This is a genomic window from Ruminococcus sp. RTP21198st1_G1_RTP21198_201120, assembly GCF_040924265.1.
Classification (GTDB): Bacteria; Bacillota; Clostridia; order Oscillospirales; family Ruminococcaceae; genus Hominimerdicola; species Hominimerdicola aceti.
Genome location: NZ_JBCOMH010000004.1, coordinates 71240 through 86026 on the forward strand (window position 1 = coordinate 71240; position 14787 = coordinate 86026).

Consider the following 14787-nt stretch of genomic DNA (forward strand, 5'->3'; position numbering starts at 1 on the left):
TTATAGTCAACGCATTAAAAGGAGAGGATATAAATGGATAACAAAGAAAAACTGGAAAACAGAGAAAGAATAAAGAACGCAAAATGGCGTCAGAGATTTCATATCGAACCGCCAGACGGCTGGCTCAATGACCCGAACGGTCTGAGCTTTTACAAGGGCGAATATCATGTTTATTTTCAGTACAGCCCAATTGCCGCTGACGGTCACACGCCAAGAGGCTGGGGACATTATCACGGCAGCGACCTTATGCACATGACTTATGACAGAGCAGTTATGATGCCTGACATTCCTGAGGACAGCCACGGTGTTTACTCAGGAAGCGCCATTGAAAATGACGGTGTTTTGCATATTTTCTACACAGGTAATGTGAAGATGATAGGCGATTATGATTATGTCAAAGCCGGCAGAGGTGCGAACGTTATCCACGTCACCACCACAGACGGAAGCAAAATGAGTGAAAAGCAGGTACTTCTCAGAAACAGCGACTACCCTGATTTCTGCTCATGCCATGTGAGAGATCCAAAGGTGTGGAAAGAGGGCGACATATGGAAAATGGTGCTCGGTGCAAGAACTCTTGACGACGAGGGCTGTGTGCTTGTATACCAATCTGACGATCTTATAAACTGGAAATACGCCGGCAAGGTATACAAAGAGGGCTACGGCTATATGTGGGAATGCCCTGACTATTTCGAGATAGACGGCAAGGGCTTTTTAAGCACCTGCCCGCAGGGTATGCCTCACTATGAAACAAAGTGGCAGAACCTTAACGAATCAGGCTACTTCACTGTTCAGGGCAAGCTTGAGGACAGCGTTCTCGGTGACTTTACCGAATGGGACATGGGCTTTGATTTCTATGCACCGCAGACGTTCCTTGACCCACAGGGCAGGAGGATACTCATAGGCTGGCTTGGCATGGATAACAAGGTCTACGGCAATGCCACAACTGAACTTGGCTGGCAGCACTGCCTTACCATACCGAGAGTTGTAACTGTTGCACCCAACGGCAAGCTCAGACAGCAGCCTATAGCTGAATTTGACGAGCTTAAAAGCAACGCACGCCGTCAGAGCAGCGGTCAAACTGCAGAATATCCTCTGCCATTTGAGCTTGACGGCGAGCCTGCGGACAGCTTCAGCATATCATTTGACGGTAAGCTTGAACTTAGCTTTGATAAAGAAAAGCAGCTTTTTTCAATGAGATTTACCGATGAAAAATACGGCTGTGGCAGAACGGTAAGAAACGCAGAGATAGACAGCGTGAGAAACATAAGAGTTATCGCAGATATGTCAAGCATTGAGGTATATATCAATGACGGCGAAACTGTGATGTCAACAAGAATATATCCCGATAATGACAGCGTAAAGCTTAAAGTAAACGGCTTTGAGGCACAGGTCTGGGACATCTGAGAGGGGGAACTGCAATGGGAAACACACTTATTGCCATTGGCGAAGCACTGATAGATTTTATTCCTGCACAGACAGGCTGTGCCTTTGAAGAAGTAACAGCTTTCAGCCCTAAAAGCGGCGGAGCGCCTGCAAACGTCTGCGGAGCGTTCACTATCCTTGGTGGAAGCTCGAAATTTATCACTCAGCTTGGTGATGACCCATTCGGAAGAAAGATAGCAGGCGACCTTGCAAGGGCTGGAATCGACACTTCCCTTGTGAGCTTCACCGACAAGGCGAACACAGCTTTGGCTTTTGTGAGCCTTGAAAATGACGGCAACAGGACGTTCTCATTCTACAGAAAGCCCTCCGCAGATATGCTTTTTTCAGCGGAGCAGGTAAAAGAGGAATGGTTTGAGGACGCATACGCACTGCATTTTTGCAGTGTTTCCCTTGGAGATTTTCCGATGAAAGACGCACACAAAAAGGCTATCGCCTATGCACGTCAAAAAGGCGCAATGATAAGCTTTGACCCTAATCTGCGTTTTCCTCTTTGGAACGACAAGAAAGCTCTGCATGATACCGTGAATGAGTTTATACCAATGGCTGACATTGTGAAGATATCAGACGAAGAGCTTGGATTTATCACAGGTGAAAACGACATCAAAGCCGCTCTGCCAAAGCTTTTCACAGGCAATGTGAAGCTTGTGATATACACCTGCGGCTCAGAGGGAGCATATGCTTTCACCAATAACGCTCAGGCATTTGCAGAGAGCGAAAAGGTGAAAGCAGTTGACACAACAGGTGCAGGGGACGGATTTATAGGCTCGTTCCTATATGCACTAAAAACTCTCAATGTGACCGCCGAAGGTCTTTGTGACCTTGACAATGCACAGCTAGAACGCTGTATAGCGTTTTCAAATAAATTCTGCGGTGAAAGCGTTAAACACCAGGGCGCTATCGACTCCTACAGAAAAATAGAATTTATATAAATTTGCATAATAATTATCCTTTAATAATACATTTCCTTAAAACAAAGCCTTCCCCTTTAAGAGCGTTGACATAGGAAAACAAGCAGGAACCCAGTAAAATCAACGCTTTTAAGGGCAGAGGGCAAACAGGTTAGCTCAAAAATTGAATAACCAAGCGTCAAAAGGGATGTTACCGCAAGGCAGCATCCCTTTTCGCATACGCCCACGCCGTAGATTTTGAGAAAAGTCTACGGCGTTTTTTCTGCCCAAATCTGAAAGGAGGTGCAGCCACAATGTACTTTACGAACGGCAGCAGCCGTGCGTTTGAAATGCTTATGCGGGGAAAGCCCGGCTTTGACCGCTACGAAAACGGCGGCTGTGCCGACTGTGAAGATTGCAATACCTGTCACTTTTACCGTCCGCATTGGAAGTACCAGTTCTGTGTGTACGCGGAATGTCCGTATGAGCCGGGCAAGCTGACCGCCCTCCGGCGCGGCACGGCGAAGTGAGCGAAAGGAGTTGATAACCTATGGCAGTATTTCGGGTGGAGCGCAACAGCGGGTACACCGTCATGTCAAACCACCATCTGCGAAACAAGGAGCTGACCTTGAAAGCCAAGGGGCTGTTATCGCAAATGCTGTCCTTGCCGGAGGATTGGGACTATACCCTTGCGGGGCTGTCCCATATCAACCGTGAGAGCATCGACGCGATCCGCACCGCTGTATGGGAGCTTGAAAAAGCCGGATATATCCTGCGGCGGCAGGGACGCGATGAAAAAGGCAAAATGACTGCTATCGAATACACCATCTATGAGCAGCCGCAGCCGGTGTTGGAAAATCCAATACCGGGTAAACCGATGTTGGAAAATCCGACAACGGATAATCCGACGTCGGAAAATCCAACGCAATTAAATAAAGATAGATCAAGAACTAACTTATCAAAGAAAGAAAAATCAATTACGGATCTATCAAATACCGATTCCTTTCCTATCCTTTCCCCTGACCCCTCACCTTGCGGGGCTGCGCCGGAACGGAAAGGAACGGAAGCGTTCAAACAGAGTGCCGTAGATATTTACCGTGAAATCATCATGGAGAATATCGAGTATGACACGCTCACGCAGAACCCGAAAATGGACAAAGAGCGTTTGGACGAGATCGTAGACCTTATGCTGGAAACTGTCTGCTCTGCGCGAAAGACGCTCCGCATCGCTGGCGACGATTACCCTGCCGAGCTGGTAAAGAGCAAATTCTTGAAGCTGAACAGCAGCCACATCGAGTTTGTCATGGACTGTATGCGGGAGAACACTACGAAGATCCGCAACATCAAGCAATATCTGCGGGCGGTGCTGTTCAACGCTCCGTCCACCATCGACAACTACTATACCGCCCTTGTCGCGCACGACATGGCAAGCCCTGATTGGGGAAAGCCGAAATCTGGCATCCCGGACTATTCCTGTTCGCCTGACGAAAGCCTATGAGAATATGGCTGATCTGGCGGGTGCGCCCGCCCTGACTGCGGCAGAAAAATCGAAAGGAGTGATGACCGTTGCAGGAAGAAGTAACCCGAAAGACGATTGCCCTTGCAATCAAGACGGCAAAGCTGGACGGAAAGGTGCTGCAAGCCGCGCTGCGGAAGCTCTTGCAGCTCTACCGCAAGGCAAGGGACACGCCCCATCGCGGCAAGCAAACGCTGAAACAGCTTATGCGGCATGGCACAGGCGTTTCCAATATCGAAATCACCGATGCGAATATCAAAGCCTTTGAAAGCACGGCGAAGAAATACGGCATTGATTTTGCACTGAAAAAGGCAGATGACCGATACCTTGTGTTTTTCAAGGGACGGGACGCGGACGTGCTGACGGCAGCGTTTCGGGAGTTTTCCAAGAAAAAACTGGATAAGGAGCGCAAGCCCTCTGTGCGGCGCGACCTTGCCGAGAAGAAGGCCGAAGCCGCTCAGACCGCCAAGCGGGACAAGGTGAAAAATATGGACAGGGGGATCGACCGATGAAGCCGGAAATCAAAAAGCAAATCATACTCCATCTTCCATATCTTGCTTTTGCCTATCTGTTTGGAAAGGTCGGGCAGGCGTTCCGGCTGGCGCAGGGTGCGGATATGTCCGGGAAGCTGCTACATATCGGGCAGGGCTTCTCCGCAGCCTTTGCAAGTGCCGCCCCCAGCTTCCATCCCACCGATCTGCTGATTGGGCTTGCCGCAGCCGTGATTATCCGGCTGGTGGTCTACTCCAAGCAGAAGAACGCCAAGAAATACCGCAAGGGCATGGAGTACGGCACGGCGCGTTGGGGCACAGCGGCAGACATCAAGCCGTTCATTGATCCCGTCTTTGACAACAATGTGCTGCTGACGCAGACGGAACGGCTGATGATGTCCAACCGCCCCAAAGACCCGAAGAACGCAAGAAACAAGAATATTCTTGTCATCGGCGGCTCTGGCAGCGGAAAGACACGGTTTTTCTGCAAGCCCAATATCATGCAGCTTCACAGTTCGTATGTCATTACTGACCCCAAAGGCAGCCTGATTTGCGAAGTGGGACAGCTTTTGCAGCGGGCAAAATACCGCATTGCCGTTCTCAACACTATCAACTTTTCCAAGAGTATGCACTACAACCCCTTTGCGTATTTGCGCACGGAGAAAGACATTTTGAAGTTGGTCAACACCATCATTGTCAATACCAAGGGCGAGGGCGCACAAAGCACCGAAGATTTTTGGGTGAAAGCGGAGCGCCTTTATTACACGGCGCTGATCGGCTATATCCACTACGAAGCGCCGGAGGAAGAAAAGAACTTCATCACCCTGCTTGACATGATAAATGCCAGCGATACCCGCGAGGACGACGAGGATTATAAAAATCCCGTGGATCTTCTATTTGACCGATTGGAGGAACGCGAGCCGGAGCATTTCGCGGTGAAGCAATACCGCAAGTACAAATTGGCTGCTGGTGTTGTATGCTCTAAAAGACTTCTTAATCAAGCGGTTGGGAAGTCTCTTAGAACACACAACCTAAAACCGAAGAAAGGAGCGCAAGTTATGAGAAAAAATGAGAAAATCACAGCTCTGTACGAACGACTGAGCCGTGATGACTTTGGCAAAGATGATGACCAACAGCGTGAGAGCAATTCCATATCCAATCAAAAGGCAATGTTGGAGGAGTTCGCCGCACGGCAGGGCTTTACAAACATTGTCCATTTCACGGACGATGGCATTAGTGGTACTTGCTTTGACCGTCCCGGATTTTTAGCAATGATGAAAGAAGTGGAAGCCGGGAATGTGGAGTATTTGTGCATCAAGGACATGAGCCGCATGGGTCGTGACTATCTGAAAGTCGGTCAGATTATGGAAATCCTGCGTCAGCGTGGCGTTCGCCTTATCGCCATCAATGACGGCGTGGACAGTGCCAGAGGGGACGATGATTTTACCCCTTTCCGCAACATTATGAACGAATACTACGCCAGAGACACCAGCCGTAAAATCCGTTCCACTTTCCAGTCCAAAGGCAAGTCCGGCAAGCACCTCACAGGCACGGTCATTTACGGCTATCTTTGGAACGAAGCCAGAGACCAATGGTTGGTTGACCCCGAAGCCGCCGAGGTGGTCAAGCGCATCTTTGCCATGACGATTGACGGCTACGGTCCGTATCAGATCGCCAGCAAGCTGAAAGAAGAAAAAGTCCTCATTCCGTCCGCTTACCTTGCCCGGCACGGCGAGGGCGTGAACAAAAATAAGACCTTCAAAGATGTGTACGGCTGGGGTTCTTCCACCATCTGCAACATTCTTGAAAAGCGTGAATATCTGGGACACACCATCAACTTCAAGACCCGAAAGCACTTCAAGGACAAGAAAAGCCATTATGTCCCGGAGGACGAATGGACAATTTTCGAGAATACCCATGAAGCTATCATTGACCAGCAGACCTTTGACCTTGTGCAGAAAATCCGTGGGAATGTCAGACGCTACCCGGACGGCTGGGGCGAAGCAGCTCCCCTCACAGGCTTGCTTTATTGTGCCGATTGCGGCGGCAAGATGTATGTCCACCGTACCAACAACGGCAAGCGTATTTTTCAATATACCTGTTCCCAATACAGCAAAGTCCCAGTTGGAAAGCTCTGCACGACACAGCACCGTATCAATGAAGATGTGGTACTGTCCCTTGTTTCCGAAATGCTGAAAGCTATTGCCGAGTATGCGAAGCATGACAGAGCCGAGTTTGTCCGTGTGGTGCAGGAAGCGCAGTCCAGCCAGCAGACGGCAGAGGTCAGGAAACAGCGGACACGCCTTGCCACCGCAAAGCAGAGAGTTTCCGAGCTGGAAGTCCTGCTCTGTAAAATCTATGAGGACAACATTTTAGGAAAGCTGTCTGACAGCAGATATGCCACTCTGGACGCTCAATATGAAAAGGAGCAGACCGAGCTTACCGCTGAAATCTCTGTTCTGGAAAAGGCTATCAAGAGCTACGAGAAGCACGAAAAGGACGCTGACCGTTTTATCGCTCTGATTGACAAGTATGAGAACTTCGACAAGCTGACGATTGCCATGCTCAATGAGTTTATTGAGAAAATCCTTGTGCATGAGCGTGACCGCAAGGGCAGTATTCAGACCACACAGGAGGTCGAGATTTACTTCAATTTTGTTGGGCGATTCGTTCCCCCGGCGTTTGGAGAAGCGGAGCTGACCCCGGAGGAATTAGAGGAAATCCGCAAGCGTGAGGAACGCAAGGACAGGCTTCATCAGAACTACTTGAAGCGGAAAGCCAGCGGAGCGCAGAAGCGATACGAGGACAAAATCAAGAAGCGGAAAAAGGCAGAAATTGAAGCTAAGAAAGCCGCCATTCGTGCGGAGGACATTGCAAAGGGCGTGTTCGTCCCTGTCAGCAGTTTACCGCAGAGAGAGCCGATGAAAGGAGTACAAACAGCATGAATATCACTTACACACAGAACGGAGATTATCTTATCCCGAACATCGTTATCCGCAAGACCAAGCCCCTCGGACATTACGGCAGACTTCGCAAGGCGTATCTGGAAATGCACCGTCCGATACTGTTCAATGAGCTGGTGCTATCCGACAAGCTCTTTGAGCATTGCGCCGAGATTGACGAAACAGCACGAAACCGCATGGAGCTGATCGTGCGGTCACTGGCAGAGCAAAACGGCGTGACCGAGCAACTGAAAGCCGAAAACCAAATGGAATGGGTGCGGCAGATGAACGCTTGCAAGGCACAGGCAGAGGAGATTGTGAAAGTGGAATTGATTTATGATTGAGCGAGAAAGTCCGGGCAGAAAACTGTTCGGACTTTTCTCATATATTCAAAAATGACGGTAGAATTGTTCACAAGTTTTATGGTACAATTTATGCGAATAAAGAAAACGGAAAATTAGAATCTAACAAGAGAATGTGGTTGTATGAAAAAATCCATATTAGTATTTTGGGCAATCGTGTGTCTGTTACCTATTCAAAGGAGGTTTAAGAATTTTAAATGAAACATATAAGAAATATATTGCTGTTGATTACGATTATTTTTGCTTTTGTTATGCAAGCTGAAGTATATCAAAATATGCTCTGGAACTTTAATGGTGCTTATTATTTATCGTCCAGATACACAACTACTAATGACGATATGGATTCATTTTTAGCCAATGCAGAAGATACAGCTGAGAAGCATGGTGTTCATATTTTTTCGACTTTTAATCAGAGAGTTTCTAATTATCAGACAAGACTTTATATTTATGGTGATGATACCGTTGTTCGGGATAGTCTTAAAAGCACAATGGATATTGAGGAAAAAACATATACGGCTTTGATAGGCGGAATCACCGTAATAGAATTTGAAGATTTTAGAGAAGCAAAAAACACAGGCAATGGACAGGAAATAATGGTCAGCTATATCGGTGACGATGATGACATTATTGCCACATATCAAGATTTGGCAAAAGAATATTCTATATCGCAGCCAGAGTTTTGGCAATCAACCGAAACTGATATGATGTTCATTGTTTGGGGCCTGGTTGCCATATTGATGATTGTACTTAATATGATTGAGGTGATACGCAGACAAAAGGAAGTAGTTGTACGAGCTTCTCTGGGCGAAAATGCTGCTGTGATTGCTCTAAAAGCTGTAGTGGCTGATATGATTTCATATGCTGCATTATTCGTCTTAGCAAAGTTGCTTGTTTCTCAATTTATATCGGGAGCGTATGAAGATCATCTCATTTTGGCAGTGTATTGTGCCGGAGCAGTTCTTTCCGTAATTTCTTATGCTGCTTTTGTCCGCTTTGATGTAAAAAAAGCCTTTGCCAATGCTTCAGATAAAAAAGGTATGTTTTATCTTCTGAACGGTCTTAAAGTATTTGCTACTGCTATGACGATTTTTACAATAACTACAAATCTCAGTAGCATTCAAGGTAATTTACTTACAAACACTACTCTTTTAGAAAATCATTATAATGATTACTATTTTGGAGTTATGCAGATTGAACCTCCTTTTGAAGAAAATGAGGAGGAATCCAAAGAGAGCGAATTTTGGAATGACCTTTACGAAAATGAATACAACACTATAAATCCGGTGGTCTGCATAGGCAGCCGGATAAGCGATACGGATAATTATATTTTTGTAAATCATAATGCCAGAGATATGCTGCAAGGGTTTTCTGATATGCTTACTGAAGATGATGAAAAAGAGGATATCGTGGTCTTCGTGCCAAAGGGAAAAAATACGGAATCATACAAAGATATCGCAAAAGAGGAAATTGACTCTCTTACCCAAAATGCAGAAGAACTGCGTGTTGTTTATAAAGAATATTCTGGCAGAGAGCAATTTTATTATCTCAATTCGAACAGAGAAGAGGCTATTGACGGATTGTCAAGAGCAACAAATCCGATTGTTATTTATCAGGCAAATGAGGCTGTTGCTTTGAATGGAAGTTATATCGAAACAGGAACATATAATGGTGAGGTGATCTACGGATGCGATGAAAGCACAATTCGTAATGCTGCGAAAAAATATGCAGAACAGCTTGGTCCACACTATTTTATGCTGACGAATGTCGGGGAGGATTATACTTATAGTCATAGTTTCCTCGTGAAACTGATTGGCTTTATAAGCTCTCTTTGCGTATTAGTATTGCTGTTAGATATCGCTATCATCATATCTGAAGTGAAAATGGAATTTAGACTTAATGCGATGGAAATCTCCCTCAAAAAGGTTTTGGGCTATCGCTTTTATGAAAGGCACAAAAGATTTATTTCCGTTAATCTCTTAGAAAATATAGCCGTTGTGATATTGATTTGCATTGTTTCGCTTTTTATATCTAACGCAAGTGTCGGGATTGCTTTACTGGTTGGAGCATTGCTCACCATTATTGAAATGGCAATCATTTTCACAAATGTTATGTGGGTTGAAAAAACAAATATCTCAAAGTCCTTGAAAGGTGGATGTTTATGATTATAATTCGTGGCTTAAATAAAGCATTTGGAGAGAAAATAATTTTCTCCAACTTTAATTTGGAAATTCCGGATGGAAGTTTTGTAGTAATCAGCGGGGATAGCGGCAGTGGAAAAAGCACTTTGCTCAATATGATTGGTGGTATCGAAAAGCCGGATAGCGGCAGTATCATAATCGAAGGGCTGAATATTACCCGGCTTAAAAATAAAAACAGTTTTTTTGCGGATACAGTGGGGTTTCTTTTTCAGAATTTTGCACTGCTTGAAAATAAGACAGTTAAAGAAAATTTAAGTTTGATTAAAAAATCAAGCCGAACTAAAGTATCACTTAAAGAAGCTCTTAATCGTGTGGGGTTATCAAAGGAAGTTAACAAAAAAGTTTATCAGCTTTCCGGTGGTGAACAACAGAGAGTTGCTTTAGCTCGTCTTATGATGAAAAAATGTTCTGTTGTTTTGGCAGATGAACCTACTGGCTCACTTGACAAGAAAAATAGAGATATTGTTATGAGGTTATTGCACGAACTCAATGAAGAAGGTAAAACGGTTATCATTGTTACCCACGATCAGGGTATTATTGAAGATGAACCTTATGTTGTGAAAATCTGAGAGTACCTCTTAGAAATGTCTTGATCTACATTTTATGTAATTTGGGTCAGAAGAAAATCCCTTTAGGAACTAAAGGGCGCACTTCTATACTCTCCTATCGGGAGTATGTGCGTCCTGCGGAGCTTCATTCCCGGTCAGCAGAGAAAAACTGCTTGACCGAAAATGTTTCGTCACTTCGTTCCGTCAAGGGAGCTACACTCCCTTGCGACGCTTGTGCGTCTATCCCTTGTGGACTTGCCGTCCGCAAACAGCATGAAATGCTGTTCGCCGCCAGCAAGTTTGGAAAAATAAATACCGAAAATCAGACCGTTGACTGGTCGCAATGTGCGAAAAGTTGACGGTCTTTTTTTATCCCAAAAATCAAAAAAGGAGGTCAATCACAATGACAAAACCGAAAACCCTCGATCAGCTTCGAGCCGAAAAGGAACGAGCTGAGACGCAGCTTGCACAGGAGAAGCACAAGCTGGAGCGTCTGGAGAACAGAAAGAAGTATCTGGAGAAAGGCGAACGCACCAAGCGCACCCACCGCCTTTGCAATCTGGGCGGCACGATTGAGAGCCTTGCCCCGGAGGTCAAAGATCTCACACGCACCGAAATGACGGAACTCATGGAACACATCTTTTCTCTGTCAGAAGTCCAGCGAGCCGTCCGTCACATGGCGATTACCCATATCAGCCAAGCGAACAGAGAAAAGGAGCTGAAAGCCGATGGCACTATTTCATCTGAGCGTCACGCAGACTAAGCGAAGCGCAGGACAGTCCGCTATTGCTTCTGCCGCCTACCGTGCCGGGGAGCGATTGTATAGCGAGTATTACGGCGAATACAGCGACTACACCCGCAAGGGCGGCGTGATCTGCTCTGACATTCTCCTGCCGTCCCATGCACCGCCCGAATACGCAGACCGCCAGACCCTATGGAACGCCGTGGAAAAAGCCGAGCGTGGAAAGAACGCCCAGCTTGCATACAGCTTTGACATTGCCTTGCAGAATGAATTTTCCCTTGAGGAAAACATCGCTCTTGCAAGGCAATTTTTATTGGAGAACTTTGTGAGCCGGGGCATGGTGGTTGACCTCGCCGTACACCAGCCAGACCGGGAGGACGGCGGCATACCCAATCCACATTTTCATGTGCTTTGCCCTATCCGCCCCATCGAGCAGAACGGCAAATGGGGGCTAAAGCAACGCCGGGTGTATGAGCTGGACGAGGACGGCAACCGTATCCGGGACCAGAACGGCGAGTTTGTTTTCAACGCCGTTCCCACTACCGACTGGGGCAGTCCCGAAACGCTGGAATACTGGCGGCAGACATGGGCAGAGTTATGCAACGCCAAGTTTGCGGAAAAGGGGCTTGACGTTCGTATCGACCACCGAAGCTATGAGCGTCAGGGCGTAGAGCTTCTTCCCACCGTCCATGAGGGCGCAACCGTCCGGGCAATGGAGAAGAAAGGTATACGCACCGAGAAAGGCGAGTTCAATCGCTGGATCAGAGCGACCAATGCCGTTATCCGGGACATTAAGAAGAAAATCGCTCTCCTGTTTGATTGGATTGCCGAAGCAAAAGCGGAGCTTGCCAAGCCGCAGGCACCCGACCTTGTTTCTCTGCTGAACGCCTATTACACCCAGCGCAGAGCCGGGGCTTATTCGCAGAAAGGCAAGGTCAGCAACCTAAAGGAGATGAACGAAACTTTCAATTATCTCCGGGCAAACGGCATTTACTCCCTTGAAGATTTGGAACACCGTGTCAGCGAACACAGTGCTGCCACAGAGAGCTTGAAGAAAACGCTGGACGAACAGACCGCCCGAATGAAAGCAATTAAGCAGCTCTATGACAGCTCTGCTGCTTTCCAGAGCTTGAAGCCTGTCTATGACGGCTTGCAGAAAATCAAGTTTGAGAAGCCCAGAGCCAAGTACAAGGCTGAACACGCCGACGAACTGAAAATGTTCTACGCCGCCAGACGCAAGCTGACCGGGGAGTTCCCGGACGGCAAGGTGGATATGAAAAAGCTGACCGAAGAGTATGACGAGCTGGAACAGGCGCACGAAACCACCTATGGCGAGTTTAAGGCTGTCAGAGACGATTTACACCGCCTTTGGAAGGTCAAGTCATGTGTAGATACTGCCGCCCGATTTAACGAGCGTACAGAGGAACAAATGCTCCAAAATCGACCCCAAACACGACACAAAAAGGAGGAACTATCCCGATGAATTACACCCAAGCGCAGATTGACCGGGCAAACGCCGTCAGTCTGGAAGATTTTCTCCGCACACAGGGAGAGACACTTATCAAAAGCGGACGGGAATACCGCTGGAAAGAACATGACAGCCTGACCGTCCGGGGAAACAAGTGGTTTCGCCACAGCCAGAGTAAGGGCGGCTATCCCATTGATTTCGTCATGGAGTTTTACGGCAAGTCCTTTCCCGAAGCCGTCCAAATGCTGACCGGCGAAAGCGGCGAAGGACAGACCGAAGCCACCACAGCACCGCCCACAGCGTTCCACTTGCCCTTGCACAACCGAACAGCCGACAGGGTAATTCAATATCTTTGCGAAAGCCGGGGTCTCAACAAAACGCTTGTTGAGGCTTTTCTTCTTTCCGGGGATATTTACGAGGACGCAAAGCGGCACAATGTTGTCTTTGTCGGCAGAGACCGAAACGGCACACCGAGATACGCCCATGTGCGAGGAACGGCAGACCCATTCAGACAGGACATTGCCGGGTCTGACAAGTCCTATCCGTTCCGCTATGAGGGAAACGGCAACCAGCTCTTTGTCTTTGAAGCACCGATTGACCTGTTATCGTTTATCTGCCTATATCCGCAAGACTGGCAGACAAGGAGCTATCTTGCCCTGGGCGGCGTTTCGGGCAAAGCACTTGACCGTTTCCTTTCTGAACGCAAGGACACCCGAAAAGTGTTCCTCTGCCTTGACAGCGACACCGCAGGAAGCGAAGCCTGTACCCGACTGGCACAGTCCATTCCCGGCGAGATCGCCGTCATTCGCCTTGTCCCGGCAAGGAAAGACTGGAACGATGTTCTCCGTCAGCAAGGGGACATTCCCAGCCGCAAATTCATAGCCGAGACAATCACGCTGCGAGAGCTGCCCACCGCCCAGCCTGTTCCCATGCTCCGCATGGCAGATGTGGAGCTGACGAGCGTGGATTGGCTATGGTTTCCCTATATCCCCTTTGGAAAGCTGACGATCATACAGGGCAACCCCGGCGAGGGCAAGACCTACTTTGCCATGCGTCTTGCGGCGGCTTGCACCAACCGAAAGCCTTTACCCGGTATGGAGACCCTTGAGCCTTTCAACATCATCTACCAGACCGCAGAGGACGGTCTGGGCGATACCGTCAAGCCCCGACTGATGGAAGCGGAAGCAGACCTTGAAAGAGTGCTTGTCATTGACGATAGGGACATGCCGCTGACCCTTGCCGATGAGCGCATAGCAAGGGCAATCCGTGAGAACAACGCAAGGCTGGTTATCATTGACCCGGTGCAGGCGTTTCTGGGCGCAGATGTGGACATGAACCGGGCAAATGAAGTCCGTCCCATCTTCCGCAGTCTGGGAGACATTGCACAGGCTACCGGGTGCGCTATCGTGCTGATAGGACACCTCAACAAAGCCGCAGGAACGCAAAGCACCTACCGGGGATTGGGGTCTATCGACATTACGGCGGCAGTCCGCAGTCTGCTTTTTATCGGCAAGCTGAAGGACAGCCCCACAACGAGGGTGCTTATCCATGAGAAAAGCTCCCTTGCACCGCCCGGACAGTCCCTTGCCTTTTCTCTGGGAGACGTGAAAGGCTTTGAATGGATAGGAGCTTATGACATTACCGCTGACGAGCTTCTTGCCGGGACAGACACCTCCAAGACCGAAAGCAAGACTGCACAGGCAGAAGCACTGATACTGGAACTGCTGGCAGACGGAAAGCGTATGCCAAGTGCAGAGCTGGAAAAGACGGTCAATGAGCGTGGAATTTCTTCACGCACCATGAGAACGGCAAAGAGCCGTATCGGGGACAGACTTGTGACCGAGAAAGACGGCACAGCATGGGTCTGCTATCTCCGAAACTGACAACAGGAACACGGCAAGCGTGGCAAAGACGGCAAGGTTTTTATAGATACCTTAATGTTGCCGCCTTGCCTTGTTCCATCATACCGACACCGCCCGATGATGAACAGTCACCGGGCATTTTTCATTTACAGGAGGATTTTGAATGAACAACAATACCGCAACCAACACCGCCACTTGCCCGACTGTCAGAAAGCAGATTGGCAAGACCACCTATATCGTCCGTGTCCATTTCAGCGAGACCGCCAAGGAGACGATGGAGGACAAAATCAAGCGTATGCTTCGTGAGGAAGTCCGCAAAATGTGACTT

Annotated in this window: 14 protein-coding genes and 1 pseudogene; all 15 read left to right on the forward strand. The window is 48.1% G+C overall.

Annotation, left to right across the window (positions count from 1 at the left end; genetic code table 11):
* Positions 1-33 precede the first annotated feature (33 nt).
* The 15 genes and pseudogenes from AB5627_RS03735 (at position 34) to AB5627_RS03805 (ending at position 14784) form a co-directional block, all read left to right on the forward strand.
* Complete coding sequence (locus AB5627_RS03735; protein ID WP_118053821.1) at positions 34-1404, forward strand: glycoside hydrolase family 32 protein; 1371 nt, start codon at positions 34-36, stop codon at positions 1402-1404.
* A 14-nt stretch (positions 1405-1418) separates the two neighbouring features.
* Positions 1419-2372 carry a carbohydrate kinase gene (locus AB5627_RS03740; protein WP_022286653.1) on the forward strand — a complete coding sequence of 318 codons (954 nt, stop codon included), beginning with the start codon at positions 1419-1421 and terminating at the stop codon, positions 2370-2372.
* 272 nt (positions 2373-2644) lie between these two features.
* Positions 2645-2860, forward strand: a complete 216-nt coding sequence (locus AB5627_RS03745; protein WP_016413686.1) for a hypothetical protein — start codon at positions 2645-2647, stop codon at positions 2858-2860.
* Between the two features lie 20 nt (positions 2861-2880).
* Positions 2881-3828 (forward strand): helix-turn-helix domain-containing protein, encoded by a 948-nt coding sequence (locus tag AB5627_RS03750; RefSeq protein WP_265290404.1) that lies wholly within the window; start codon positions 2881-2883, stop codon positions 3826-3828.
* Positions 3829-3896: 68 nt separating this feature from the next.
* A complete protein-coding gene (locus AB5627_RS03755) occupies positions 3897-4358 on the forward strand; it encodes a PcfB family protein (protein ID WP_212821606.1) in 462 nt (153 codons plus the stop codon).
* Positions 4355-5308 (forward strand): annotated as a pseudogene (locus AB5627_RS03760) (type IV secretory system conjugative DNA transfer family protein); the annotation flags it as partial. The gene AB5627_RS03755 and the pseudogene AB5627_RS03760, both read left to right, overlap by 4 nt.
* Positions 5309-5395: 87 nt before the next feature.
* Complete coding sequence (locus tag AB5627_RS03765) at positions 5396-7282, forward strand: DUF4368 domain-containing protein (protein WP_368369683.1); 1887 nt, start codon at positions 5396-5398, stop codon at positions 7280-7282.
* A complete protein-coding gene (locus AB5627_RS03770; RefSeq protein WP_265290403.1) occupies positions 7279-7623 on the forward strand; it encodes a TnpV protein in 345 nt (114 codons plus the stop codon). Before AB5627_RS03765 ends, AB5627_RS03770 begins: the two co-directional genes overlap by 4 nt.
* 215 nt (positions 7624-7838) lie before the next feature.
* The gene (locus AB5627_RS03775; RefSeq protein ID WP_265290402.1) at positions 7839-9803 is read left to right on the forward strand and encodes a DUF1430 domain-containing protein; all 1965 of its coding nucleotides are present in this window, start codon (positions 7839-7841) and stop codon (positions 9801-9803) included.
* A complete protein-coding gene (locus tag AB5627_RS03780; RefSeq protein WP_002593328.1) occupies positions 9800-10408 on the forward strand; it encodes an ATP-binding cassette domain-containing protein in 609 nt (202 codons plus the stop codon). The genes AB5627_RS03775 and AB5627_RS03780 overlap by 4 nt, the downstream gene beginning before the upstream one ends.
* Positions 10409-10560: 152 nt before the next feature.
* Positions 10561-10746 (forward strand): hypothetical protein, encoded by a 186-nt coding sequence (locus AB5627_RS03785; RefSeq protein ID WP_080543147.1) that lies wholly within the window; start codon positions 10561-10563, stop codon positions 10744-10746.
* Between the two features lie 44 nt (positions 10747-10790).
* Positions 10791-11150 carry a DUF3847 domain-containing protein gene (locus AB5627_RS03790; RefSeq protein WP_006875983.1) on the forward strand — a complete coding sequence of 120 codons (360 nt, stop codon included), beginning with the start codon at positions 10791-10793 and terminating at the stop codon, positions 11148-11150.
* The gene (mobQ, locus tag AB5627_RS03795; protein WP_265290401.1) at positions 11116-12612 is read left to right on the forward strand and encodes a MobQ family relaxase; all 1497 of its coding nucleotides are present in this window, start codon (positions 11116-11118) and stop codon (positions 12610-12612) included. Before AB5627_RS03790 ends, mobQ begins: the two co-directional genes overlap by 35 nt.
* Positions 12609-14480: an AAA family ATPase gene (locus AB5627_RS03800; RefSeq protein WP_055162988.1), complete on the forward strand. Its 1872-nt coding sequence runs from the start codon at positions 12609-12611 to the stop codon at positions 14478-14480. The genes mobQ and AB5627_RS03800 overlap by 4 nt, the downstream gene beginning before the upstream one ends.
* Positions 14481-14622: 142 nt before the next feature.
* On the forward strand, positions 14623-14784 hold the full coding sequence (locus AB5627_RS03805) for a transposon-encoded TnpW family protein (protein ID WP_079851490.1): 162 nt from the start codon (positions 14623-14625) through the stop codon (positions 14782-14784).
* Positions 14785-14787 lie beyond the last annotated feature (3 nt).

What these genes read in the sequence shown, in the direction of transcription:
- mobQ (WP_265290401.1), top strand. Translation starts at nt 11,116, where the DNA reads ATGGCACTATTTCATCTGAGCGTCACGCAGACTAAGCGAAGCGCAGGA.
- AB5627_RS03735 (WP_118053821.1), top strand. Translation starts at nt 34, where the DNA reads ATGGATAACAAAGAAAAACTGGAAAACAGAGAAAGAATAAAGAACGCA.
- AB5627_RS03805 (WP_079851490.1), top strand. Translation starts at nt 14,623, where the DNA reads ATGAACAACAATACCGCAACCAACACCGCCACTTGCCCGACTGTCAGA.
- AB5627_RS03740 (WP_022286653.1), top strand. Translation starts at nt 1,419, where the DNA reads ATGGGAAACACACTTATTGCCATTGGCGAAGCACTGATAGATTTTATT.
- AB5627_RS03765 (WP_368369683.1), top strand. Translation starts at nt 5,396, where the DNA reads ATGAGAAAAAATGAGAAAATCACAGCTCTGTACGAACGACTGAGCCGT.
- AB5627_RS03775 (WP_265290402.1), top strand. Translation starts at nt 7,839, where the DNA reads ATGAAACATATAAGAAATATATTGCTGTTGATTACGATTATTTTTGCT.
- AB5627_RS03745 (WP_016413686.1), top strand. Translation starts at nt 2,645, where the DNA reads ATGTACTTTACGAACGGCAGCAGCCGTGCGTTTGAAATGCTTATGCGG.
- AB5627_RS03780 (WP_002593328.1), top strand. Translation starts at nt 9,800, where the DNA reads ATGATTATAATTCGTGGCTTAAATAAAGCATTTGGAGAGAAAATAATT.
- AB5627_RS03770 (WP_265290403.1), top strand. Translation starts at nt 7,279, where the DNA reads ATGAATATCACTTACACACAGAACGGAGATTATCTTATCCCGAACATC.
- AB5627_RS03800 (WP_055162988.1), top strand. Translation starts at nt 12,609, where the DNA reads ATGAATTACACCCAAGCGCAGATTGACCGGGCAAACGCCGTCAGTCTG.
- AB5627_RS03750 (WP_265290404.1), top strand. Translation starts at nt 2,881, where the DNA reads ATGGCAGTATTTCGGGTGGAGCGCAACAGCGGGTACACCGTCATGTCA.
- AB5627_RS03790 (WP_006875983.1), top strand. Translation starts at nt 10,791, where the DNA reads ATGACAAAACCGAAAACCCTCGATCAGCTTCGAGCCGAAAAGGAACGA.